Below are 23,474 nucleotides of genomic sequence, written 5' to 3'. Positions count from 1 at the left end.
TTTTATTCCCGTCATCAGGATAATAGCATAATATTTCAATAAGATAATTATTAAATGATAGCTAGTAATCCAACAGTCATCTTAATTTTAGCTGTTTCAAATTTATTGATACTGTTTCAGTGATTGTTTCGAATGATATATTGTCAGGATCATAACAAGTTTCATTTGAAGTGGTTGCTGACAATATATCTGATTTAGGTGAATTTCTTCATTAGCTGCGCTTTATTAATCCCAATCTTTTGACGCTTTAACCACTTTAGCAAAGGTTTCTTTTAATAAGTGTGGAATCGCTTCTACACCACGGGATTTTGCATCATCACATACAGCAATAGCTAAATCGGGTTTTGAGCTTTTGTGAATAGCTTTTTGAATAATCTTGGGTACTGACATATCAATATGCTGCACTGTATTACAAGCCGCTAATTTATATACATGACTAAATCCATGTTTAAACAAAAAGTTTTCAATGTCGCGAGCCGGTAATACAGTTAAGCAATCATCGGGATTCTTCTCTTCAGGACAAAGTGATTGCACGGTTTCGGCATATTTTTTACCAGCCATATCACCATCGGTGATAACATACCAATGGATCCCCATTTTATTTGCATATTTGATTAGCGGTTTTAAACCACATTGAGCGAATTCAAGTAATTGAACCCCTTCAGAACTTAAGTGATAACCACTTTGCTCGGCCAGTTCTCGTAGTAGCCATACTTCAGTCTCACCTTCAACCAGTAACCAACAGCGAGCAAAGAGAGCCAGTGGACGGCGATAAAGCACATGAAATAAAATACGGCGACTAACACCTGCACTGAGTGAGTTTGGAGCAATATATTTTACAACAATTTGATCGGGCAGACGGATTAAACGATAAATACACTCTAACGGAAAAAGTGAAACTAAATCACTCGAATTTGAAGTGATGATTTTTTGAGTTGGTAGATGATGCAATAAACGAAAACCGACCGATAAAATAATCGGATGCAACTGACTTTCAGGCTCTTCTAAAATTAAAATAGGTATTGAACTTTGTGATAATGCATTATCTCCTTTGGCATTAACAATAGAGCCAAAAATACCTAATAACGCAGTTCGCAAGTAATCATTATCCAGATCATCTAACACATTATTAATACGTTCCAGCGAATCCCAATCTTCACTACGAGGACTTGTCTTTTTGGCGATCTGTTTATAGTGATAGCGATGCTCCTGATCGACAAAATAGTATTCTAATAATGACTGGGCAGCTTTTAAACCTCGATGTAATTCATCTTGACTTAATTGGGTAGAACTCTCTTTTAATTGATTAGAAAGTTCCTGAATAAAGTATTCAGATAAAGGCTGATTGGTAATAGGTATATTTTCAGCATTTATTGAACTTTTGAGCGTCATAACGGGGTTTAGACTAATTAAAATAGCAATTAATAACTTATGATTTTCAATATGATAGGGTTTATCGAACTCATCGACTAATAGATGTTGCGTAATAATAGTATCATTTTGTTTATCAGCGGTAATAAGGTAAGTGATACGAGATAAATTATCTTGATTGGATTGATAAGTAACTGGCAATAAAGCTTGATAAGCTTGGCTGGCAAGTTCACCTGAGTGAGATTCACAATAGGTCACTTTAATATGGATTTTATCACCATAATTTTCATATTGGTCATGATAAAAATCTGAATCGACAAATTGATAAAACTTATTATCAAGAGATAAAAGTGTTAGCACACTGATTAAACTTGAACGTCCCCAGCGATTTTCACCAATAAGCACACTTGATTTGGCATTCAGTTTTAAAGATAGTTGACTAATACCTCTAAATCCAATGATATCTACTTGTTCAATAAACATGGCATTTCCTTATATTTAAAGATGATACTTCTCTGTACGTTTAGCAATTCTCGCGGCTTTTTGTTGTGTGCTATTAATTAAATTATGCTCATCATGCAATATCTCTTTTAATGGTTTATTAAAATAGGTTTTTAAAAATAACCAAATATCCCGATTAGTTAATCCAATTTTAGTGGAGGAAAAATACAGACCAATTAAATCCTTATCACGCCAGCGCGTAGGTACTTTATTCCGCGTTTGCGCTCGGTGTAAATCGATAATTGATAGTTTTATCTGTTGCTTGTTTTCAAACAGTGGAATATCCAATAAAAAATGGCACAAATAACAATCACGATGATTCACTCCAGCGGCGTGCATGTTAGCGGTCATTTTAGCCAGATTGATAATCAGTGAACGCTTAAGGTGATAACTAGGTGGGTTTGTTAACCATGGCTTAGTAAAATCTTCTAAACTAATAGTCGGATTAAGATCTTTAGTAATAATAAAAGAGTGCCGGGTCAACGGATTTAATCCTTTACGACCAAAAGCACGGCCGTCCATGGTATTAACTCCAGCTTGTTCTAAGCGATGAATCGCATTCCACTCTTGTTTTGCATCTAAAACAGGTAATCGGAGTGAAAGGAGGTTTTTAACGATCTCTTTGACAGTGGTGCCGCGGTGGATCTTAATAAAATAAGATTCATCTTCGAGATGAAAATTTAACGTTTTACGCTGTTTTACCGCACGATAAATTTCACCTGAAATTAATTCTACCTCTGTGAAAGGATCTTTATCTTTCCATAACTTATCAAAAGGTGACTTAAGTTCAATTTCATTCATAATGACGACAACCTAAAATAATGTCAGCTGCACGGTCAGCTAAGTGATATAAATCTGCGCTTTTACCGTAATTAATGGCATTGTCATGCCACATTTGGCGCTGTTTAGTATTGGTTATGGCAGTTTGAAGCGCTTGGTTTAATTCTGATTGTGAATAAGGTTCAGTCAAAACCACCCCCGCTTTGGCATCATTAATATGATAAGCATAACCCGAAATACCTGACACAATCACCGGAACGCCAGCGGCTAAACCTTCGATAAGAACCATACCTGCGGCCTCATGTCTGGCTGGATGAAGAAGGAGATCTGCTGAAAATAAAAAATCAGGGATATCATTGCGACCAGAATAAAAACGTACTTGATGCTCAATACCGAGCTGTTTAGCTAATTTTTGATAAGCTTCAGGTTTATCTTGTCCAACCACTAAAAAAATGACTTTTTGTTTTAATTCATCAGGTAATGAAGCAATAGCGGTTAATGAACGATCGACACCTTTACGCTTAAAATCAGATCCAATTTGTACAATAACAAAATCATCCTCTTTTATCTGATTGGCTTGTCTAAATTGTTGACAACGATTGATAGACGCTTGTTGATATTTGCGATCTAAAGCAATACCGGGAGGTAATAGGCTAAAACGGGTTTCTTGAGTGTGATAAAAGTGTTCAAAATCAGCAATTTGTTGCTTAGTTAAAACCATAATTTGTGTATGATGTTGTGGACTAAATACTGCATCTTCAAAAGCTAAATAGTGTTTACAACGTTTGGTTAATTTATATAAAAAACCTTTATGTGAAACCTTTTCAGCAAAACAGGTATCACCAGCAAAATAAACATCTAATTCTGGCATCTTGTTAAAACCCACCACACAGTCAACAGGATTAGCTTGTAAATGTGCTTTAACCCAGTGGTAATAAGATTCATTATGACTATGATTTGATAACCCTTTTTTCGGCACTAAAATGATATCAAACTGCGAGGGTTTAGCCCCTTGCCAATCCATCACATAAACTCGAACCTTATGACCACGAGCTTGACAAGCATTAGCAATTTGCAAAAAATCGCGTTGCAAACCGCCAAAAGGGAAATATTTATAAATACAAAAAGCCAGTTGCATGCAGATTGCCTCAAATGATAAAGGGTTATTATATACTTAGTCTTTATTGTTGCGCAAAGTTTGATTTTTGGGGTGAACGTTGTTAAGACGTCTCACCAGAGACTGTATTTGTAGAAAAGATAGCGTTAAAAGTGTAAAAATAATTCAGGAGTCTATACCGTTTCATTTTTTTATTGACGCTAAATTCAACAATAAAATTAACACTTCACCAAAGCGCATTAATGACGCATTTCAAAGTAGTTTGAATGGTAATATGACTTTTTATTACTTTGATTAAAAATCATTTAATAGGCATCACAATAGGCTTTTGTAGCTTAACGTATATTTTAATATCAGAAGGATTTATTATTTCGTATAGCGATTTTTTTGAGGGAGTATCTATACTTTTAGTGGTTTTAATACCTGGTTTTTTTTATATGTTTACTCCAAAAAAACTAAGACTTACTCGCTATAGTCATTGGGCTTTGGTGCCGAATATTCCATGCTAATCGTTACACCCAAAAGCCGTAAGCAGATTTTATTTATTAACGGAAATGGGAATAAATGGTGGTTTGTTTATTTTAATAGTGATTAAAATCAGTGTAACTGTTTTTTAACATTTCAAAACTATTTCATTTTTAACCAATTTAAAATCAGTGTCTGGAGCCAAGATCCTTATCATCACTATTACCGTGTAATTGACGAGTTAATTCATTGCAAGAGACGATCTTGTGATTAACGATTTTAAATAAAGCAAAAACCTCAAACTCGCTGACACTATTGTCTGTTTTAGTGACTTTAACAAAATGGTGAGTGTGAACCTGATCCCCTGATTGACTTATCGCATCTATGGTAACAGCAAATTGTTTGACCACACTACGCAATAATTGCATATGAGCAGCAAACTCACTAAAGCCTAGTGTTTTACCGTCAACTGTTTGTTGATAATCGGTGGAAAAATAGTTTGCGATTAATTTATTAACATCAAGATCTGAAGTAAGCAAATCACTTAATGCATGTTTAACTATCTGAATATTATCCATTAAATCCTCCTAAGCTTTAAAACAGTAACTATCGCCAATGGCGCTGCCTTGTACACCAAATTGGCGTAAATTGTGATCGACCGCATTCATCGATTGCCAATGGTTTTCACACCAATCGGGCGCTAATAAAGTAGGCTTTCTGGCATTGGCGGAAATGCGGTGATATAAAATGTTAGCTGGTGTTTGGCGAATGATATCGCCAGCAATATCTACATACTCTGCCAATGACAGCACATTTAACCGTCCAGCACGCCACGCCTTAGCCATAGTGCTACCTTCAACTATATGTAACGGGTGCAGTTTTAAACCATCCACACCACTATTTAATACTCGTTCTAACGTAAACAAATTATCTTGCTTGCTCTCTTTTGGCAGACCAATGATTAAATGTGTACAAACTTTAATCCCCAGTTTACGGGCTTTTTGTACTGTTTGATGATAATCAGCAAAAGTGTGTCCACGGTTAATATCATGCAACGTTTTATCAAGTGCGGTTTGCAAACCAAGCTCTAACCAAACTTCATATCCATTTGCTTGATAAGTGGCTAATAAATCAAGCGCCTCATTCGGTACACAATCCGGGCGCGTCCCGACACAAAGTCCGACAATATCGGCACTGTTTAATGCCTCTTCATACATATTTTTAAGGATTTCAACTTCGGCATAGGTACTGGTATAAGCTTGAAAGTAGGCAAGATAACGTTTCGATTTTTTCATTTGCTGGGCTTGCGAAGTCAGCTGATCGGCAATCGATTTAACTTGAATAGATTCATCAATAATTGAAGCAACATTACAAAACGTACAACCACCTACACCAATGGTGCCATCGCGATTGGGGCAACTAAATCCACCATGTAATGTTAATTTGTAGATTTTTTCACCATAGCGACGTTGCAGATCTGAACCAAAAGTATTGACGACTAAATGAAGTTGCATAATAAACCTGAAAGATAATTTTGTGTATTGTACGCCTGTAGATATACTCGCTTCAAGCAATGTAGTTTACTGATAGGCTATTATGGTAATGTATACTGTTCATTATGATCATCATCTTCAATAATAGTATGCAATAAACTGATTGAATGATCTTTTGTGGCTTTAGTTAACTTATAAGCATTAATTAAGGTCGCCGGTAAAGTAACCGATAACTCATATGGTTGGTTATTGGTTAATTGACAACCGCTATCAGCCCGTCCCGCTATTTCTGATTCAGTCACCCAAATCTTCAATTGAAAATTTTTTATTTTCTGTGGTGAAGTAGGCGTACTCTCACCAATAACTTTACTATGATCCGATGAACTACTGGCGATTATAGGATCTTCTAATAGTTTTCCCGTTAATAAACATCTGTTTTCATAGGAGGCAAAACAGCATGTGCAAAAGGAAAAAATAATAAATAAAACAAGTAGCCGGATCTTATTTTTCATGTGCATCTATTGTTTTAAATAATAATTAGTGATTATATATTCTTACAATCATTCATGTCTATTAATCGCAACAAGGTTAACGACTAATTAATGAAATAACCAAAATTACACTTTCATTAACAGTAGTAAGCCAATAACAACTCAGTTATAAAGCGTTAACGATTAAGCCTGTTTAGAGAAGTTATTGTTGTAAAATATACTCTTCGTTGGTTGGCGAATGACTACTATTTTTAATGATATGTAATAATTTAATCTGATCACCTTTTTTTGCATCAGTTAATTCATAAGCGTTAGCTAACGTAATTAATAGCTCATAGGGCTGATGATTGGGTAACTGACAACCACTATCAGCGCGTCCTGCTATCTTTGACTCTGTGATCCAAAGCTTTAATTCAAAATCACTGGTTTCATATTCAGAATTAGCCATAATCTCACCGCTATTATCGACACGATTGATTGATTTAATCATGATAGCAGGTGCCTCTAATAACTCTCCTGTTAATAGACAGGTATTTACATATGATGCATAAGCAGCGTGTACAAAAGGAAAAATAATCAATAAAACAAACAATCGAATGATACTTATCATGTGAATATAACACTTCAAATAATTTGCTAATAATTATACAGTTTTAAAATTCATCATGTCTATCGATAGAATTAAAACAACTACTAATTAAATATGACAAACTTTTCACTTTCATTAATCAATAATCATCCAAAGGTAACCCGGCTTATTATTAGTCATCAAGATTAATCAATGAAGCAGGCAATAAACGGCAATATATCAATTAAATAACAGTGAATAACCTATCATCTGAAACTTATATCTTATGTCAATGATGATAACCATTTTAATGGGTATTTTTATTACAGAAGATGATCACTTGATGTAACTACACCCATAAAAATTTGTAAAAAGCTGTGTAAATCCTTACCAATTCGTGTGGTTATTTAACAAAAATTAGCGAAAATGTTGGTGAATTGCTCATCAAATGATAATTATTATTATTTGATGTTGATAATTGTGATCATTAGCAATAAGATATGGCTATTGTTACAAAAATGTTAGAGGTGAACTATGCCGTATCTTATGCGGAATTTAGTTATCATTCTATTTTCATCACTATTTTCTTTATCTTTATGTTATGCCGATATTTCATTACCGACACCTCAAACTAAAGATGGGATGAGCCTATTAGAAAGTTTGAAAAAACGAGCGTCAACTCCAGGTGGCGGATTTCCTGCCGGCAAAGTTTCTGATGATGAACTTTCAACGATTCTTTGGGCTGCCAGTGGTCTAAATCGTGGTAAAACCGGTTGGACAGTGCCAATGGCAAATGGTAAACCGCCCTATGTACGTATTTATGTTGCCGGTGAAAAAGGTGTCTTTTTATATGAATGGGAAGGACATTATTTGCGTGAGATCACCAATAAAGATATTCGCGCTGACATTGGCATGCAGAATTTTACTAAGCGTGCAGCATATTCTTTGATATTTATTCCCGATACCAATGCACTTACCGATCTCTCTCCTGAACAAGCAAATCAATTTAGGCAAATAGCAGTTGGTGCAATGAGTCAGAATGTTTATCTTGTTGCCGCATCACTAAAATTAAGTGCTAGATATATCCATTCTATTAAACCAGAAGTTATCGTCCAAGAGTTACAGTTGCCTGAAAATAGTCAACCAATTGGATTAATGCTATTAGGAAAATAAGGGGTTGCGGCGTGAAACGATTTCTAACTATATCATTACTACTTATTGCCAGTTTAATGGCTTTTGCATCCCCATCGAATGCGACCCAGAAAAAATATGATAGTTGGAATGCAATCATTGATGAGATGGAAGTGATCTTAAATGATTCGTATGACATCTATTTTATGAAAGACAGTGAAAAAGCTAAAGCGCGGGTCAATGAGGCTTATTTTGGTTTTTATGAAAAGCATGGTGTTGAACGTGCGGTCATGTCTTATATTTCGGGTAAGCGTGGTACAGATACGGAATACCAGTTTGCCAAAATAAAACGGCTCATGACTGATGGCGCATCAAATAAAGTAGTTCGGGCTGAAATTGATACTATTATAAAAATGTTACACGAAGATGCTAACGAATTAGATGGTAAAAAAGAGAGTGGTTGGAGTGTTTTATTAGCTTCATTCATCATTATATTCCGGGAAGGATTAGAAGCCATATTAGTTATAGCTGCAATTTCAGCTTACTTGGTACGTTCTGGTAATATGCCAATGGTAAAAATGGTTTATTTGAGTTCACTAGTAGCAATATTTGCTAGCATTTTAATGGCGATTGCACTGCATACTCTTTTTGATATTAGCGGTGCTAATCAAGAGATGCTCGAAGGTGGAGCAATGTTGCTTGCCACGGTCGTACTATTTTTTGTTAGTAACTGGATGTTTTCCAAAGCTGAAGCAGAGGCATGGAAGAGCTATGTTGAAGGTAAGGTGCAGTCTGCTGTCTCATCGGGAAGTAGTTTTGCTTTAGGTTTTGCCGCTTTCTTAGCGGTGTTCCGCGAAGGTGCTGAAACTATCTTATTCTATCAAGCAATGCTGGCTGAGGCTAAAGAGCATATGGACATGGTGTGGTATGGTTTAGGTGTAGGCTGTGTGGTGCTAGCAATTATCTTTATCCTGATCCGTTTTGGTACGATGAAATTACCAATTAAACCATTCTTCATTGGTACTAGTGCATTAATGTATATTATGGCGATTGCTTTTGCCGGTGGTGGTGTGAAAGAGTTACAAGAAGCGGATATTATTCCTGTCACCCCAGTTGATTTTGTCCGTTCAGTTGATATTTTAGGCATTTATCCAACTGTTGAAACATTAATTCCACAACTGTTTATGGTATTAATTGTGGTAATTTCTGTGGTGTATTTAAAAGTGAAACACAGAAAAAAAAGTAGTTAATAAATCATTAAATTTTAGTTAAGATGTTGCCTGAATTTTTTTCGGTTAACATCTAAAAACTAATTTACTCGTAAAAAAGTAGTAATTATAAAAAAAGTCTTAAGTAGTTAACTAAAAAAGTAGAGGAGTTTTCAATGAAAAAATTAGTATTAACAGCAGGGATCTCATCAATATTAGCATTATCTTCATTTGCTTATGCTGCTCCTGCGCCGGCACCAGGAGAACAAAAAGGTTTTGAAGAGTTCCCTATTGGTGATGAAGTAACTGTTGGTCCATTACATATTGGTGCGGTTTATTTCCAACCTGTTGATATGGAGCCTGCTGGAATGGGTGGATTACCTGCATCAAAATCAGATATGCATATTGAAGCAGATATCTCAGCTGCTGAAGGCAATAATCTAGGTTATGGGGTTGGTGAATTTGTACCTTATTTAACCGTTAAATATCAGATCCTAAAAGAAGGTAGTAAAAAAGCGATCGAAGGTAACTTCATGCCTATGAATGCTTCTGACGGTCCTCACTATGGTAACAATATTAAATTAGATGGTGCTGGTAAATACAAAGTTACATTTACTATTGAAAATCCAGAAAAACAAGGTTATTTATTACACGTAGATAAAGAAACTGGTGTTGAAGGTCGTTTCTGGACTAAACCAATTACTGTTTCTTGGGACTTTAATTACGTTCCACGTGCATGGTAATCATCGCGTTACATAAAAATATTACAAATATTGGCGGGTATCAAACTCGCCAATCATATACGGCAATAACTGGTCAATCATTATGCTTCAATATCTTATCAAGATCACCGACAATACTTTTATACCTGTAATCATTGTTGCGCTACTTTGGGCAGTAATATCCAAATTAAATGCAAGTGATAGTAAAAAAATAGTGATCATTGGTTTGGTATTAGGTTTTATTGCGGCACTGATTTATGCAATTTTAAAACGTAATACCGGTTTTGCTGTACGTGAATTTTATGATCTTGGTGTCATCATCCCTTGGGTGATAGTGTCTGTTCCATTATTGATTAGTATCTGGATGTTAAAAATTTTCCCTAATCGCTTTTGGAAATTTCTGTTTATTTTATTATCTACTATAAGTATTGGATTAGTCATTGCACAGTGTCTACCAAATATCATGCTTTATCCATTTGAATTTGCTGTTGGTATGGACACCATTTTCAATAATGACTATCTGTTTAAATGTGTTGGTTATGGCTTTGCTTTAATTGTCATTTTATTAATTGGACTATTTACTTATCGAATTTGTGACCGATTAGCCGATAAATTTGTTTTGGCGATTGCTACTCTTTCCCTGATTATATTTACTATTCAAAATAGCATAAATATCCTGCAAATCTTCATTGTAAGACGTTTTATTTCATCACAAGCATGGATGATGGAGCTGGTTATTTTTATTTTAGGTCATGTTAATTTCTTTATCTTTATTTTCATGGCAATTGTGCTGTTTTTAGCACTTGTTTTATATATTAAATCTAAAACGACTTCATTGGTTGGTAGTAATCCGGCCAAAGTCCGCAAGATGAAAGCACAACTACGCAAAGACAGACGAACTTCACTTTTAGTGTTTGCTGGTCTGGCAATTACTGCTTATACAGTAACGCGGGCGCGTTATATTTTCGAAAAAGGGGTAGAACTGACTCCTGCAGAACCGATTTCACCTAATGCCGATGGCTTAATTGTCATCCCTCTTGATAAGGTCAATGACGGTAATTTGCATCGCTATGGCTATGAAGCCTCAGATGGCACGGTAGTTCGTTTTATTATTATCAAAAAGAGTGAAAATGCATACGGTGTTGGGCTTGATGCCTGTGATATTTGTGGTGCCACTGGTTATTATCAACGAGGCGATCAAGTCGTTTGTATTTTATGTGATGTGGTCATGAATATTGCAACTATCGGATTTCCTGGCGGCTGTAATCCGGTACCACTTAAATTTGAAATTATTGAAGGAAGCATGGTGATTAGGCCTGCTCATCTTGAAGCTGAGAAAAATCGCTTCAAATAAAAGCGTAATATAAGTGAGAAAGTTATGTTTCGTAGAATGTTACTAAGTGTATTAGTTCGGCAAAAAAAGAAACTCGTTTTAATTGCTGTTACGGTCGCTTTAGGTGTGTCTTTAGCAACAGCTATGTTAAATGTGATGTTTGATGTAGGTGATAAAGTTAACCAAGAACTAAAAGCTTACGGTGCGAATTTAAATATTGTGCCAAAGGGTACCGCATTGGTAAATGAAATGTACCAACTGGACAATAGTGACAAACAGCAAACAATGCAATTTATAAAAGAAGATGATTTAGTCAAAATTAAGATGATCTTCTGGGCCTACAATATTGTTGATTTTGCGCCTTATCTCACCACTCAAGCTACATTTAATGATAAACCTATAACTGTTGTGGGTACTTGGTTTAATAAACACCTGAATATTCCAACCGGTGATGAGGTTGATACAGGTATGTTGGCCATGAAATCATGGTGGACAATTGACGGTAATAAAATGACCGATGATAACCTACAAGGTGTAATGGTGGGTGAAACTGTCGCCAATCAATGGCACTTAAAAATAGGAGATAGCATTGCATTAACTTCCCCACAAACTAATGAAACAATCACATTAACAGTGAATAATATTTTTCATAGCGGTGGTGCGGAAGACTTACAACTATTTGTCTCTCTACCGGTGGCACAACGACTGGCGAATAAAGCAGGATTAGTTGAACGGGTTGAAGTTAGCGCATTGACTACGCCGGAAAATGAATTAGCGCGAAAAGCGGCTCAAGATCCTAACAGTTTATCAAGGACGGAATGGGATACATGGTATTGCACCGCTTATATTAGCTCAATTGCTTATCAGTTAGAGGAGTTAATGCCTGATGTACGAGTCAAGGCAATAATGCAAGTCGCTGAATCAGAAGGCTCAATATTACAAAAAACTCAGTTATTAATGTTGTTATTAACTATTTTATCATTGGTTTGTTCCGCGCTAGCTATTTCGAATTTAGTGACAGCCAATGTTATTGAACGCAGTACTGAAATTGGTTTATTAAAAGCACTTGGGGCAACCAATACCTCAGTTGCATTACTGGTATTAACTGAAATACTTGTTATAGCCTTTGTTGGAGGTATTTTTGGTTATTTTATTGGACTTGGATTTGCACAAATTATTGGGCATACCGTATTTGGCTCATTTATTGAACCGAAAATGGTCATTATCCCACTGGTGATCATCATGGTATTTTTAATTACTCTGTTAGGTAGTTTACCCGCACTACGAATGATGATGTTTTTGCGTCCAACTGATGTGTTGCACGGACGATAAACTGGAAGGCAGATATGATCATAAATAAAAATCGCCGTTTTATTATTAAAACGATTCTTAGCTCACTGATTCGTCGCCGTTCACGTATTGCCGTTGCTTTACTCGGTGTGGCAATTGGTGCAACAGTATTACTTGGTATGGTAACCCTCTGTTATGATATTCCTCGGCAAATGGGGCAAGAGTTCCGTTCTTATGGTGCTAATGTGTTATTTATGCCAACCAATAATCAACCCACTATGGATATGGCAGAAGTTAAAAAGGCGGTCAGTTTATTACCACAAAATAAAATATTAGGGGTGACACCGTTTCGTTATGACACTATTCGCAGTAATCAACATCCTTATACTATTGTTGGTACCGATTTTAATCAAGTAACAAAAACAAGTCCATATTGGCAAATTGAAGGTTCATTACCACAAAATCCGCATGAAATTATGATTGGTATCGATATTGCCAATTTTGCGATGTTAAATATTGGTAGTACTGTTTCAATTTCGGGTAAATCTAAACAAGATTCTCGCTTTGAAGAAGAGATGAAAATCACTGGTATTGTTAAAACAGGTCGCAGTGAAGATAATTTTATTTTTATCAACCTACACGATTTAGAACAGCTCCTTGAAGAGAGTGATCAAGCCGAAGTAGTGGAAGTGAGCATTACCGCTACCGAAGCAGAATTAAAGCAATATATTGAAACTATAAACGCTAATTTAACAACGATTGAACCCCATTTAATTAAATGGGTTACCCAATCTGAAACATCGGTATTAGGTAAACTCTCATCACTTCTTTACTTAGTCACATTAGTGGTATTAGTGTTAACCATGATTTGTGTAGCAACTACCATGATGACAGTGGTTATGGAACGTCGAAAAGAGATAGGCCTTAAAAAAGCCATTGGCGCAAATAATAAGAGTATTGCTAAAGAGTTTTTGGCTGAAGGATTAGTGTTAGGTATTATCGGTGGTACCATTGGTGCTTTTTGTGGGCTTATTTTTGCTCAAGTCATTAGCGCCAATGTTTTTGGTCGTTCAATAATCATAGAATTTTATTTAATACCAATCACTATTGTTATTTCAGCAGTAGTAACGGTTATTGCCTGTTTAATTCCAGTCAAACGGGCGGTTGAAGTAGAACCTGCGTTAGTCTTGCGTGGCGAATAGGATATAAAGAATGAATATACTTGAAGTAAATAATGTGTCTAAAATTTATGGTTCTCTGCATGCACTTTCTGAGGTAAATTTGACTGTCGAAGAAGGAAAATGGTTATCCATAATGGGGCCATCGGGCAGTGGCAAGAGTACTTTAATGAATATTATTGGCTGTATGGATAAACCTTCATTAGGTTCTGTAATTCTTGATGGTCAAGATATTACCCAGCTTTCATTATCAGAATTAACAGAGATCCGCCGTGATAAAATAGGATTAATATTTCAACAATTCCATTTAGTCTCTTATTTAACCGCCTTAGAAAATATCATGGTGGCTCAATATTATCATAGTATGGTCGATGAAAAAGAAGCAATGCAAGCATTAGAGCGAGTAGGTTTGGCTGCCAGAGCTAAACATTTACCGCGTCAACTCTCTGGTGGTGAACAACAACGTGTTTGTATTGCCAGAGCGTTGATTAATTATCCGAAGCTAATTTTAGCTGATGAACCAACCGGCAATTTAGATGAAACGAATGAAGAGATGGTCATGAATTTATTGCATCAACTTCATGAGGAAGGAAGCACAATTATTGTGGTTACTCATTCACCTGAAGTTTCAAAACATGCTCAAACAACGGTAGTTTTAGAGCATGGTAAAGTAGCTCGGTTTGTTAATAATTAATATAGAAAAAGGCATTAAATTTATGAAAAATCGTCTCGTCTCATCACTGCTTTTTATCATACTAGGATTATTACTTATCTTAGTACCTTTATATATCATACCAGTTTGTCCAACATCTGATGTTATGCCTATGCAAATGGGTGAAATGAATCATGAAATGGCTCATGGCACGGGTAAAATTATGACCTGTTTTTGGACAGCAAGAGCTGAATTAGGTATCGGAAGTGTTATTGTATTAATCGGTCTACTGATGTTATTTACGCGTACCGTGTTTGTCCGAATAGGATTAAGTATGTCGCTTGCTTGTATTGCACTATTTAGTGCTGCGATCCCAACTATTTTAATTGGTGTTTGCCCAAATGAAATGATGTTATGTAATATGGGTACTAAACCTGCATTAGTTATAATATCAGGCATATTATTTGTGATTGCTATTATTAATACCTATTATTTAAATAAAATATCCAAAAGGATTTAATCTAGTTTAACAAGGTAGAGTTATTTATCTGATAGTTATTTTTTTATAAACCTAAAAAAGTGATGAAAGATCGACATCTTTAAACTAACTATTTTGTGAGTAGCAAAGTTATTTGTGAGCAAAATCAAGTTAAAGATAAAAAGTCACTCAAACCAAAGTTATTTGGTCAAAAAGCAAGATTGAAAAAGAACTCAACAGGATTTAAACATGCAGGAAAAAACTATCACAATATCGAACTTAGCATGGAAAAATGTACAACGGCGTCCGTTTCGTAGTTGTTGTTTAATCGTGATTATCATGCTTTTCTCTGCCACGCTTTTTGGTGGTAGTGTATTGATGAAAAATCTAAGTTTAGGTATCTCTGGCATGGCAGATCGTCTTGGTGCAGACATTCTTATCGTGCCTTATGGTTATGAAAAAAATCTTGAAGTTGCATTATTGCGCGGTGAACCAAGCAGTTTTTATCTCAAAGTCGATTTAATTGATAAAATCAAAGATATCAAAGGGATTGATGCTATTTCACCACAACTGTTTATTGCTTCACTCAATGCTGGTTGTTGTACCACAAAAGTTCAATTAATTGGTTTTGACCAACATAGCGATTTTGTGATTAAACCTTGGTTACAGTCACAACTTTCCGCTCCACTTACTGATAATCAAGTCGTGGTTGGATCTAAAATTACATCAGGTGTGGGTGATGAGATTATGTTCTTCAATCATCCATTTAAAATTGCAGCAAAAATGGATAGCACCGGAATGGGGTTTGATACTTCAGTTTTTATGACCATGCAAGCTGCACAATCATTAATGAAAGATGCCAAATTAATCGAGGGAGATGTCGATCATTTTGCTAACTATGTCTCTTCTATATTTATTAAGGTGAATCCTGATTATCAACCGAAAGATATTGTAAATCAAATTATGCCAAAATATGCCATTGATTATAAGATAGACTTTGTCATGACTAAAGGCATGTTAAGTAATATCTCAAAATGGTTAAATAGCTTCTCAACCATTGTATATAGCTTATCGGCAATTTTTTGGTTTCTTGCCATTATTGTTATTTTTGTGATTTTCTCTTCTATGTTAAATGAACGTAAACGTGAAATTAGTTTGTTACGTATACTTGGGGCTTCAAGACTCACTTTAGTTAAAATGTTATTGCGTGAATCCCTGATTATTAGTGCATTAGGTGGTATCGCTGGTATTTTAATTGCCTCACTATTACTTTATGCCTTTAGTTTATTAATTTGCCAATCGATCGGTTTACCTTGTGTGAATATTTCTCTATTTGATGCCATAATTTATGCCGTTATTGTCTTTGTCCTTACCTTAATTATTGGGCCACTTTCAAGTATCTACTCTGCACTGTCTATGACCAAGTTTGATACTTACAGTACACTGAGGGAGGGTGAATAATGTTACTTGATGTTAAAAATCTACGTAAAGACTATACTCGAGGGCAACAAACTTTTCCGGCGGTAAATAATGTGAGTTTTTCAATGGAGAAAAACGAGTTTATTTGCATTATGGGGAAGTCGGGCAGTGGTAAAACTACGCTACTTAATATGATCGCAGGATTACTCACCCCAACACAGGGAAAAATCACCATTAATGGTACAGACTTATTTGAACTCGATGATCGGCAGGTTTCAGCTTTTCGTAATCAGCATATAGGATATATCCCTCAAGGTAGTAGTTTACTGCCTAACCTAAGTGCGATAGATAATATTCGTTTACCCTTTTATTTAACTAAACGTGAAAATCAAACATGTCTAAGTTATGCGCAAAGCTTGCTGGAAAAAGCCAAAATTAGTTATTTACAAGATGCTTATCCTGCCAATATGTCAGGTGGTGAAATGCGACGCATAGCTATATTGCGCGCCCTCATTTGTAAACCACAGATCATTATTGCCGATGAGCCAACCAGTGATTTAGATGACGAAAGTTCCGAAGAGATTATGCAACTACTAACTGAAATCAATCAACAAGGTACAGCACTTTTAATTGTTACTCATGACAATGATGTTGCACGTTATAGTCAAAAAGTAATGAAAATGACCGCTGGCAAACTTTTATCTTAAAAGATTGCCAGTGTTATGATTTACATTAATAGCGGATTACATCCCATTTGAATCATAATTTTGTTTAGTTTCAATAGGGGTAAACCTACTAACGAATTGATATCATCGCCTTCTAATTTTTCAAACAAAGTGATGCCAAGCTCATCACATTTAAAGCTACCCGCACATTGTAATGGTTGTTCTTTAGCGATGTAAGCGTCAATTTCGGCATCAGTTAATTGACGAAAAGTCACTTTAAATGGTTCACAAACAGTAATCGATTGTGCAGTTTTAGTATTAATAACAGTCATGCCGGTATAGAAATAAAAGGCTTTACCACTACTGTTTTGTAATTGTTTACGCGCATTTGCAATCGTATGTGGTTTACCCACAATCTTATCATCTAATACACCGACTTGATCTGAGCCAATAATCAAACTATCAGGATAATATGCAACTAATGATTGTGCTTTTAGTTTAGATAAACGTAAAACTAGCTGCTCGGCAGATTCACCCTCTAACGGTGTTTCATCGCAAATTGGTGGTACACAAGCAAAATCAATAGCTAATTTGTTAAGCACTTTTTTACGAGATAATGAAGTCGAAGCTAAAATAACTTTCATGGTAATAACTCACCTAAAGTCCATGCAGAAAGATGTGGTTGAAAACCAATATGGGGATAATAATTAACAGCTTGAGGTGCAGCTAATAAGGTTATTTTACAATTGCTTTCGGTATGTTTTTGAATCTCTCTAATTAATTGTTTACCAATACCTTGTTGTTGAAAACGATCATCAACAGCCAGATCAGCTAAATAAGTAATATAGACAAAATCAGTTAAACAACGTGCGATACCTATAAGCTCTTTATCATTCCAAGCAGTTATAATTAAATTAGCATTATCTAACATAGCTTGAAAACGTTTTTTGTCTGTGATTGGACGGCGTTCACCTAAAGTACAATGGCTGTATAAAGCAATTGTTTCATCTAGGTTTGGTTTAATATCATAACGATAAATAATTCTATTCATTTCGTTCCCATTAACATTTTAATCATTATATGTGAAGCGTTTATTCATTGATTTATATTATAAAAAAAGTAAAAGTAAAATGTTCAATTAAAATATCAATGTCATTTTATGGTACAAATGACGCTATATTTATATCATTTCATTACTTATTATCCAATTTACTCGTTGAACTTTATTTAATCAATGAAACTTATCTGGCAAAATAATCATACCAATAAATGCTATGAAAAATGATAAAAATATCTATCTTATTATAAAATGAACTGTTTTATCAGGAGTAAATGACGATGCCGTTAGTCACTTATCACGTTGCGCAAACTGATTTCGATTTTGAACAAGGCAAACAACTTTTTATTGAATATACCCAATCTTTGGGGATTGATCTCACTTTTCAAAATGTTGACGCTGAATTTGAAGCAATAGCAAAAAAGTACTATCATCCAGAAGGTGCATTAATTCTTGCCTATGTGACCGATGCAAATTCCCGGCAACTTGCTGGCTGTGTTGCCGTCCGCCGTTTTGAGCAAACTACAGCTGAGTTAAAACGACTATATATAAAACCAACGTTTCGGGGACATAAAATTGCAAAAGGTCTGATTAAGTTAGCACTAGAACAAACAAAATCATTAGGCTATAAAAAAATTTATTTAGATACTTTATCTACCATGCAAGCAGCTCATTCACTCTATCTACAGTCGGGATTTTACGAAATTAAGGCTTATTATCATAATCCACTCAATAATGTCATCTATATGGAAAAAATGATTAGATAATTCAACAAAAATCCGTATGATAGTAATAGTTGTTCCCATTTTGTTATATGAGAATAGTGGGATTGTAATCTAAATAGGGGGTCATTATGTACAAAAAGATTTTAGTTCCTGTTGATATTTTAGAAGAAGAGTTAACTCAAAAAGTTATTCCCCACTTAGAATGTCTGGCAAAATTATCTAATGCTGAAGTCATTTTTTTCCATACCTTACCTGTTGCTTCAGCAATTGTTAACGCGTATTCATTCGGGTTTGATGAATTTAAAGATCAAGCAACGGTACAAACAGAACAGTGGTTACATAAATTAATTGATACTATTAACTTACCTAGAGAAAATTTATCATTTTCAATTGCTTTTGGTAATCCGCGCGACGAAATTCTTGCTATAGCAAACGAGATTAAACCAGATCTCATTATTCTCGGTTCACGTCGTCCAAATATCTCAACGCATCTTTTAGGTTCGAATGCGGCTGGCGTGGTTCGCGGCGCTAAAACCTCCGTATTAGTTGTACGCTAGAGGTAATTTAATGATGAAAATGATAGATTTTTAGGTTATATTTATACTAAAACGTATAGTTAACCTGAAACATCTTTACAATCTATCAACGAGGTTTTGGTTTCAAACATTTTAAATTGTTTATTAAAACTGCGTTCAGTCTATATCTAAGTTAAGGGAATTTTGTTAATTCCCTTAGCAATAATATATATCATCATGATAAGACATGCCTTTTTAAAACCTATCTTCATGTAGTTCATTTCTGCAAATTTCTGTCAACAGCTTTTTTAGATTTAAAATCAAATAAGTTACCATTACACCAATATATCGTTAATAGCACTATTTAACTCAATTCATTATCAACATAATTTTGATCATCAAGAAAAGAAGAGAATTATTCAACCATTTCTGCTATTGCAGTTAGTAATATAATTATCTATTATTAAACAACTTTTAAATCATAAGGATAAAGGAATGAAAAAGTTACTATTATTAAGTTTAATCGGAATAACATTGGTAGGATGCGGAGAAAAAGAGGGCGAGAAAAAAATTAGCAATGAGATGCTGGTAGGTGAGTGGTCTTGCGATTATAGTGATTTAAGAGCGCAATGGGAAAAAGGTCAATTTCTGGATTATGTAAAAGAAAAAAGCGAAATAGTTAAAGTTAAATATTATATGAAAGATAATACTTTAATGGCTACTTACAATGATGACGAAGAGCATTCTAGACCTTTTAGTATAGAAGAAATTCAAAAAGAAAGTGGTAAAGAAGAGATATCTTCAAATCTTAAAATAAAGACTATCCTTGAATTAAACTATATCTCAAATGACGAATATAATTTTAACGAAATTCGAGAAGTCACCTACGTGAATGGAACTGACGAACAAAATGAAGATAATAATGAGAAACGAAAACATGAATTAATCTGTAAACGCACAAAGTAAATGATCTATTTTGAGGAACACAAAAAGTTCCTCATTTCCTTCCAGATCTTCATCCAAAACAATCGCGACAATACCGCTTGCCATTTAATTGGTTTTTATGCATGGTTTATAATTAATCATTGTGAAAACAATTTGTTAGATCTGTTCACATGCGAACAGATGCATGGCAATTAACTTACACGCCCACTTGAATAGTATTAAAAAAACGAATAAATCAATCTATTACTAAAGCTAATTTTAAAAGGCATCAGAAAACATGTCTGCTTTTAATTTCCTTATTATTATAGTTAAATATTCATAACAACAGGGAAAGATAAATGAAAAAGATTCTATTATTTAGTTTGCTATGCATAGCGTTAGTTGGATGTGAAGAGAAGAAAGTGACGAATGAATCACTTATTGGTGAGTGGGAGTGTAGTGCATTTAACTTAATTGCAGTTTGGGAAAATGGTCAATTCAAAGATTATGATAAAGGAGGAAGTAATGGTGTGAATTTTTACGTTAAATATTACATGAAAGATGATATCTTAATGGGGCATTACATCGTTTTTCCAGAATATGACACTGTTATTAACCCTTTTAATTTGGATGCATATCAAAAAAATAATAGTAAAGAAGAAGTCATCAATGGAATTAAAAGAAAACTTAGTAGTGGGTTCAACTATATGCAATCGGACAAATTTAGTTTTTATACTTCAGAAGAAATAATCGTTTTAAAAGGGACAGAAGAGATTAAACAAATCATTAATAAAAAAATGAAAGAGGAAATTGCTTGTAAACGTATAAAGAATATTGATAAATATTGAAAATCGTTATTAGTTTTTTACTCTCTCAAGTTTCGAACCTCAATAACTTTCAAGTGAACACTAGTTATCGTTAGTATTGATTTTTAACAAAGTACTCAATTATCAAATATCTTGTATTACTAGCTAATCAGCTTAAATTGTCGTCATTTCACATGAAGTGAGAAGGGCAGATTATATTTTAACTAAATGGTTATTCGTTTTATTCAACACACTATAAAGTAATAAATACCGCCAAATTGGCGGTATTTCTATGCTGAATTCAAGTATTATAAATGTTTGATAATAAAACAGCAGTGAATTTGTTTGTTACGTTTAAAATCAAGGGATAAGGTTTGACTGGTGATGTCTTGATATGACAAACCAAGATTTTTCATACCAATATCATCCATTTTAAAACCGCGTTTATTATTAGAAAACATAATAACGCCATTCGGTCTTAATAACCTTTTTAAATCAGCCATTAATTTTAAGTGATCGCGCTGTACGTCAAACGTATCATTCATGCGTTTTGAGTTAGAAAATGTCGGTGGATCGATAAATATCAAATCAAATTGTGCATCACTTTGGGCAAGATAAAGTAAGCAATCAGCTTGAATCAAACGATGATTTTTGCCAGTTAACCCATTTTGTTTTAAATTGCGATCTGCCCATTGTAAATAAGTTCGAGACATATCAACAGTAGTGGTTGATTTAGCTTTGCCAAGTCCTGCATAAACAGTTGCACTACCGGTATAGGCAAACAGATTCAAAAAGTCTTTTCCGGCACTCATTTCACCAATCATTTTACGCGCCAGACGATGATCTAAAAATAAGCCAGTATCAAGATAATCAGTCACATTAACCCAAAACTGTGTTTTACGCTGGTTTATGGCATATTCATGGACTAAAAAGTAGTCCTGTTGTTGGGCTAGTTTTTGATATTGTTGTTTACCTTTTTGCTTTTCGCGCGTTTTTAGGATTAACTGATCGGCAGTAAGTCCTAATACTGACATGGTGGCGTTAATAATATCAAATAACCGCTGACGGGTTTTTTGTGGATCGATATTTTTAGGCGCAACATATTCTTGCACTACGATCTTATCTTTATAACGATCAATTGCCACATTGTATTCAGGTAGATCGGCATCATAAAGCCGATAACATTCCAACTGTTCTTGCTTTGCCCATTTTTCTAATTTCTGGTTATTTTTACGTAATCGGTTAGCAAAATCGGTAGCCGGCAAGTTTGGCGTTTGTGTGTTTTGTTGAGGATCTCGTTTGGCAATAACGTAATTTTTCTGGACACAATCTAAAGGCCCATTTTTGGCTTTAAATTGCCGTTCGGCACGCATTTGTAAACAATCTAATAGTTGTGATGTACCACTAAAAAGTGATAAACGCCAGCCAGCAAAGTTATGTTTAATTTGTTGACCAAGTGCTGTATGCAGTGCAATAAGTGCCGGTTCACTCTCTAATCGTTCACCATAAGGGGGGTTACTGATAATCATTCCTGTGTTTTCAGGTGGTAATGGATTTGTTAGTTGGGTCACATCTTGTAATTTAAAGGTGATCAAATCGCTAACACCTGCTTGAATTGCATTTTGCTTTGCACGTTCAAGTACGACCGCATTATTATCATAGCCGATAAATGGTGTGTTAGGTTTACAGACATTATGTTTGGCGGCAAACAGTAACTCATTCCAAAGAGTCGGATTAAAGCCTTTCCAAGCAAAAAAGCCCCACTGTTTACGCTGTAATCCAGGCGGAATTTTACTAGCAATCATGGCGGCTTCAATTAGTAAGGTTCCTGAACCACACATGGGGTCGAGGAGTGGCGCTGTCACTTGCCAGCCTGAACGTAAGATAATAGCGGTTGCTAGATTTTCCTTCAATGGCGCTTGTCCGGTTTGTTGACGATAACCTCGTTGATGCAGACTATCTCCACTTAAATCTATCGATAACGCGACCCGATTTTTATTTAAATAAGCATGTATACGAATATCAGGATCTTGTTTAGCTACATTCGGGCGTTGATTCATTGTGCGTGAAAAGTGATCCACAATGGCATCTTTAATTTTAAGTGCGCCATATTGGCTATTGCGAATAAAGTCATTGACGCCAACAAAGTTAATGACAAATGAACTATCAACAGCAAAAATATCTGACCATTTGATATTAAAAGCACAAGAGTAAAGATCTAAGTCACTATAGATATCAAATTCGGCAATCGGTAATAAAATACGTGACGCCAAACGAGACCATAATAATGATTGATATAATGTCTTCTCATCAGCATCAAAATAGACACCGCCTTGTACAATTTTACAATTAACGGAGCCTATCTCCTCTAACTCCTTTTTAAGCAACTCCTCAAGTCCACGAGAGGTGCTGGCAAATAACGTTTTCATGAATAATCCACTTTACGATAAAAATTGGCGTCATTATAGCGACTAATTACAGAGGTGGGAAATAAAGCCCGATAAAGCTACCGTGCTGGTTAAATAAAAAACGTCAGTTATTGTAAATTAGTTTCAGGTTAACTATATGTTTGAGTATAAAAACGC

The 23,474-nt window shown here is 34.9% G+C and carries 24 protein-coding genes; 14 read left to right on the top strand and 10 right to left on the bottom strand.

The features are described 5' to 3' along the window. Positions 1 to 225 precede the first annotated feature (225 nt). The 7 genes from A9G11_RS06090 to A9G11_RS06060 all read right to left on the bottom strand — a co-directional run bounded on the left by A9G11_RS06090 (position 226) and on the right by A9G11_RS06060 (position 6,828). A complete protein-coding gene (locus A9G11_RS06090; protein ID WP_065618608.1) occupies positions 226 to 1,854 on the bottom strand; it encodes a DUF2813 domain-containing protein in 1,629 nt (542 codons plus the stop codon). 15 nt (positions 1,855 to 1,869) lie between these two features. After that, the gene (gene rfaP / locus A9G11_RS06085; RefSeq protein ID WP_065618607.1) at positions 1,870 to 2,673 is read right to left on the bottom strand and encodes a lipopolysaccharide core heptose(I) kinase RfaP; all 804 of its coding nucleotides are present in this window, start codon (positions 2,671 to 2,673) and stop codon (positions 1,870 to 1,872) included. Beyond that, positions 2,666 to 3,790 (bottom strand): glycosyltransferase family 4 protein, encoded by a 1,125-nt coding sequence (locus A9G11_RS06080; RefSeq protein WP_065618606.1) that lies wholly within the window; start codon positions 3,788 to 3,790, stop codon positions 2,666 to 2,668. Before A9G11_RS06080 ends, rfaP begins: the two co-directional genes overlap by 8 nt. A gap of 632 nt (positions 3,791 to 4,422) precedes the next feature. After that, positions 4,423 to 4,812 carry a nuclear transport factor 2 family protein gene (locus tag A9G11_RS06075; RefSeq protein ID WP_065618605.1) on the bottom strand — a complete coding sequence of 130 codons (390 nt, stop codon included), beginning with the start codon at positions 4,810 to 4,812 and terminating at the stop codon, positions 4,423 to 4,425. 9 nt (positions 4,813 to 4,821) lie between these two features. Further along, a complete protein-coding gene (locus A9G11_RS06070; RefSeq protein ID WP_065618604.1) occupies positions 4,822 to 5,748 on the bottom strand; it encodes a TIGR01212 family radical SAM protein in 927 nt (308 codons plus the stop codon). A gap of 80 nt (positions 5,749 to 5,828) precedes the next feature. Then, the gene (locus A9G11_RS06065; RefSeq protein ID WP_065618603.1) at positions 5,829 to 6,239 is read right to left on the bottom strand and encodes a hypothetical protein; all 411 of its coding nucleotides are present in this window, start codon (positions 6,237 to 6,239) and stop codon (positions 5,829 to 5,831) included. A gap of 181 nt (positions 6,240 to 6,420) precedes the next feature. Then, a complete protein-coding gene (locus A9G11_RS06060) occupies positions 6,421 to 6,828 on the bottom strand; it encodes a hypothetical protein (protein WP_065618602.1) in 408 nt (135 codons plus the stop codon). Positions 6,829 to 7,320: 492 nt separating this feature from the next. Between A9G11_RS06060 and A9G11_RS06055 the strand changes: the two genes are divergently transcribed. The 10 genes from A9G11_RS06055 to A9G11_RS06010 all read left to right on the top strand — a co-directional run bounded on the left by A9G11_RS06055 (position 7,321) and on the right by A9G11_RS06010 (position 16,904). After that, a complete protein-coding gene (locus tag A9G11_RS06055) occupies positions 7,321 to 7,959 on the top strand; it encodes a nitroreductase family protein (protein WP_081298438.1) in 639 nt (212 codons plus the stop codon). Positions 7,960 to 7,970: 11 nt separating this feature from the next. Further along, positions 7,971 to 9,167, top strand: a complete 1,197-nt coding sequence (locus A9G11_RS06050; protein ID WP_218056069.1) for an FTR1 family iron permease — start codon at positions 7,971 to 7,973, stop codon at positions 9,165 to 9,167. A gap of 134 nt (positions 9,168 to 9,301) precedes the next feature. Further along, positions 9,302 to 9,868 (top strand): iron transporter, encoded by a 567-nt coding sequence (locus A9G11_RS06045; protein WP_065618601.1) that lies wholly within the window; start codon positions 9,302 to 9,304, stop codon positions 9,866 to 9,868. An 82-nt stretch (positions 9,869 to 9,950) separates the two neighbouring features. Continuing rightward, the gene (locus tag A9G11_RS06040) at positions 9,951 to 11,201 is read left to right on the top strand and encodes a Fe-S-containing protein (RefSeq protein ID WP_065618600.1); all 1,251 of its coding nucleotides are present in this window, start codon (positions 9,951 to 9,953) and stop codon (positions 11,199 to 11,201) included. Between the two features lie 24 nt (positions 11,202 to 11,225). Next, a complete protein-coding gene (locus A9G11_RS06035) occupies positions 11,226 to 12,512 on the top strand; it encodes an ABC transporter permease (RefSeq protein WP_065618599.1) in 1,287 nt (428 codons plus the stop codon). A 14-nt stretch (positions 12,513 to 12,526) separates the two neighbouring features. After that, on the top strand, positions 12,527 to 13,672 hold the full coding sequence (locus tag A9G11_RS06030; RefSeq protein ID WP_065618598.1) for an ABC transporter permease: 1,146 nt from the start codon (positions 12,527 to 12,529) through the stop codon (positions 13,670 to 13,672). 10 nt (positions 13,673 to 13,682) lie between these two features. After that, positions 13,683 to 14,342, top strand: coding sequence for an ABC transporter ATP-binding protein (locus A9G11_RS06025; RefSeq protein WP_065618597.1), 660 nt, complete (start codon positions 13,683 to 13,685; stop codon positions 14,340 to 14,342). 22 nt (positions 14,343 to 14,364) lie between these two features. Continuing rightward, entirely contained in the window at positions 14,365 to 14,820 is a 456-nt protein-coding gene (locus A9G11_RS06020) for a DUF4418 family protein (protein ID WP_141674357.1), read from the top strand. 207 nt (positions 14,821 to 15,027) lie between these two features. After that, a complete protein-coding gene (locus A9G11_RS06015) occupies positions 15,028 to 16,239 on the top strand; it encodes an ABC transporter permease (RefSeq protein WP_065618595.1) in 1,212 nt (403 codons plus the stop codon). Continuing rightward, positions 16,239 to 16,904: an ABC transporter ATP-binding protein gene (locus tag A9G11_RS06010; protein ID WP_065618594.1), complete on the top strand. Its 666-nt coding sequence runs from the start codon at positions 16,239 to 16,241 to the stop codon at positions 16,902 to 16,904. The genes A9G11_RS06015 and A9G11_RS06010 overlap by 1 nt, the downstream gene beginning before the upstream one ends. A 20-nt stretch (positions 16,905 to 16,924) precedes the next feature. Here the strand turns inward: A9G11_RS06010 and A9G11_RS06005 are convergent, their stop codons facing one another. Then, entirely contained in the window at positions 16,925 to 17,506 is a 582-nt protein-coding gene (locus tag A9G11_RS06005; RefSeq protein WP_065618593.1) for a Maf family protein, read from the bottom strand. Continuing rightward, on the bottom strand, positions 17,503 to 17,913 hold the full coding sequence (locus tag A9G11_RS06000; protein ID WP_065618592.1) for a GNAT family N-acetyltransferase: 411 nt from the start codon (positions 17,911 to 17,913) through the stop codon (positions 17,503 to 17,505). The genes A9G11_RS06005 and A9G11_RS06000 overlap by 4 nt, the downstream gene beginning before the upstream one ends. A 281-nt stretch (positions 17,914 to 18,194) precedes the next feature. Here A9G11_RS06000 and A9G11_RS05995 point away from each other — a divergent pair, with 281 nt between their 5' ends. The 4 genes from A9G11_RS05995 to A9G11_RS05980 all read left to right on the top strand — a co-directional run bounded on the left by A9G11_RS05995 (position 18,195) and on the right by A9G11_RS05980 (position 20,931). Beyond that, entirely contained in the window at positions 18,195 to 18,686 is a 492-nt protein-coding gene (locus tag A9G11_RS05995; RefSeq protein WP_081298437.1) for a GNAT family N-acetyltransferase, read from the top strand. Between the two features lie 86 nt (positions 18,687 to 18,772). Next, the gene (locus A9G11_RS05990; RefSeq protein ID WP_065618590.1) at positions 18,773 to 19,201 is read left to right on the top strand and encodes a universal stress protein; all 429 of its coding nucleotides are present in this window, start codon (positions 18,773 to 18,775) and stop codon (positions 19,199 to 19,201) included. 453 nt (positions 19,202 to 19,654) lie between these two features. Continuing rightward, entirely contained in the window at positions 19,655 to 20,125 is a 471-nt protein-coding gene (locus A9G11_RS05985) for a hypothetical protein (RefSeq protein WP_065618589.1), read from the top strand. Between the two features lie 317 nt (positions 20,126 to 20,442). Then, complete coding sequence (locus A9G11_RS05980) at positions 20,443 to 20,931, top strand: hypothetical protein (protein WP_065618588.1); 489 nt, start codon at positions 20,443 to 20,445, stop codon at positions 20,929 to 20,931. A 266-nt stretch (positions 20,932 to 21,197) separates the two neighbouring features. Here the strand turns inward: A9G11_RS05980 and rlmKL are convergent, their stop codons facing one another. Continuing rightward, complete coding sequence (gene rlmKL / locus A9G11_RS05975; protein WP_065618587.1) at positions 21,198 to 23,318, bottom strand: bifunctional 23S rRNA (guanine(2069)-N(7))-methyltransferase RlmK/23S rRNA (guanine(2445)-N(2))-methyltransferase RlmL; 2,121 nt, start codon at positions 23,316 to 23,318, stop codon at positions 21,198 to 21,200. Positions 23,319 to 23,474: the final 156 nt, after the last annotated feature.

This window comes from Gilliamella sp. wkB108 (assembly GCF_001690195.1).
Lineage (GTDB): Bacteria > Pseudomonadota > Gammaproteobacteria > Enterobacterales > Orbaceae > Gilliamella > Gilliamella apicola_L.
The sequence above is the reverse complement of the archived record's forward strand: the minus strand, read 5'-3'. Positions and strand labels throughout refer to the sequence as shown.

Bases quoted from the DNA above. Each gene is read 5' to 3' on its own strand.
- A9G11_RS06090 (WP_065618608.1), bottom strand. From the start codon at position 1,854: ATGTTTATTGAACAAGTAGATATCATTGGATTTAGAGGTATTAGTCAA.
- rfaP (WP_065618607.1), bottom strand. From the start codon at position 2,673: ATGAATGAAATTGAACTTAAGTCACCTTTTGATAAGTTATGGAAAGAT.
- A9G11_RS06080 (WP_065618606.1), bottom strand. From the start codon at position 3,790: ATGCAACTGGCTTTTTGTATTTATAAATATTTCCCTTTTGGCGGTTTG.
- A9G11_RS06075 (WP_065618605.1), bottom strand. From the start codon at position 4,812: ATGGATAATATTCAGATAGTTAAACATGCATTAAGTGATTTGCTTACT.
- A9G11_RS06070 (WP_065618604.1), bottom strand. From the start codon at position 5,748: ATGCAACTTCATTTAGTCGTCAATACTTTTGGTTCAGATCTGCAACGT.
- A9G11_RS06065 (WP_065618603.1), bottom strand. From the start codon at position 6,239: ATGAAAAATAAGATCCGGCTACTTGTTTTATTTATTATTTTTTCCTTT.
- A9G11_RS06060 (WP_065618602.1), bottom strand. From the start codon at position 6,828: ATGATAAGTATCATTCGATTGTTTGTTTTATTGATTATTTTTCCTTTT.
- A9G11_RS06055 (WP_081298438.1), top strand. From the start codon at position 7,321: ATGCCGTATCTTATGCGGAATTTAGTTATCATTCTATTTTCATCACTA.
- A9G11_RS06045 (WP_065618601.1), top strand. From the start codon at position 9,302: ATGAAAAAATTAGTATTAACAGCAGGGATCTCATCAATATTAGCATTA.
- A9G11_RS06040 (WP_065618600.1), top strand. From the start codon at position 9,951: ATGCTTCAATATCTTATCAAGATCACCGACAATACTTTTATACCTGTA.
- A9G11_RS06035 (WP_065618599.1), top strand. From the start codon at position 11,226: ATGTTTCGTAGAATGTTACTAAGTGTATTAGTTCGGCAAAAAAAGAAA.
- A9G11_RS06030 (WP_065618598.1), top strand. From the start codon at position 12,527: ATGATCATAAATAAAAATCGCCGTTTTATTATTAAAACGATTCTTAGC.
- A9G11_RS06025 (WP_065618597.1), top strand. From the start codon at position 13,683: ATGAATATACTTGAAGTAAATAATGTGTCTAAAATTTATGGTTCTCTG.
- A9G11_RS06020 (WP_141674357.1), top strand. From the start codon at position 14,365: ATGAAAAATCGTCTCGTCTCATCACTGCTTTTTATCATACTAGGATTA.
- A9G11_RS06015 (WP_065618595.1), top strand. From the start codon at position 15,028: ATGCAGGAAAAAACTATCACAATATCGAACTTAGCATGGAAAAATGTA.
- A9G11_RS06010 (WP_065618594.1), top strand. From the start codon at position 16,239: ATGTTACTTGATGTTAAAAATCTACGTAAAGACTATACTCGAGGGCAA.
- A9G11_RS06005 (WP_065618593.1), bottom strand. From the start codon at position 17,506: ATGAAAGTTATTTTAGCTTCGACTTCATTATCTCGTAAAAAAGTGCTT.
- A9G11_RS06000 (WP_065618592.1), bottom strand. From the start codon at position 17,913: ATGAATAGAATTATTTATCGTTATGATATTAAACCAAACCTAGATGAA.
- A9G11_RS05995 (WP_081298437.1), top strand. From the start codon at position 18,195: ATGACGATGCCGTTAGTCACTTATCACGTTGCGCAAACTGATTTCGAT.
- A9G11_RS05990 (WP_065618590.1), top strand. From the start codon at position 18,773: ATGTACAAAAAGATTTTAGTTCCTGTTGATATTTTAGAAGAAGAGTTA.
- A9G11_RS05985 (WP_065618589.1), top strand. From the start codon at position 19,655: ATGAAAAAGTTACTATTATTAAGTTTAATCGGAATAACATTGGTAGGA.
- A9G11_RS05980 (WP_065618588.1), top strand. From the start codon at position 20,443: ATGAAAAAGATTCTATTATTTAGTTTGCTATGCATAGCGTTAGTTGGA.
- rlmKL (WP_065618587.1), bottom strand. From the start codon at position 23,318: ATGAAAACGTTATTTGCCAGCACCTCTCGTGGACTTGAGGAGTTGCTT.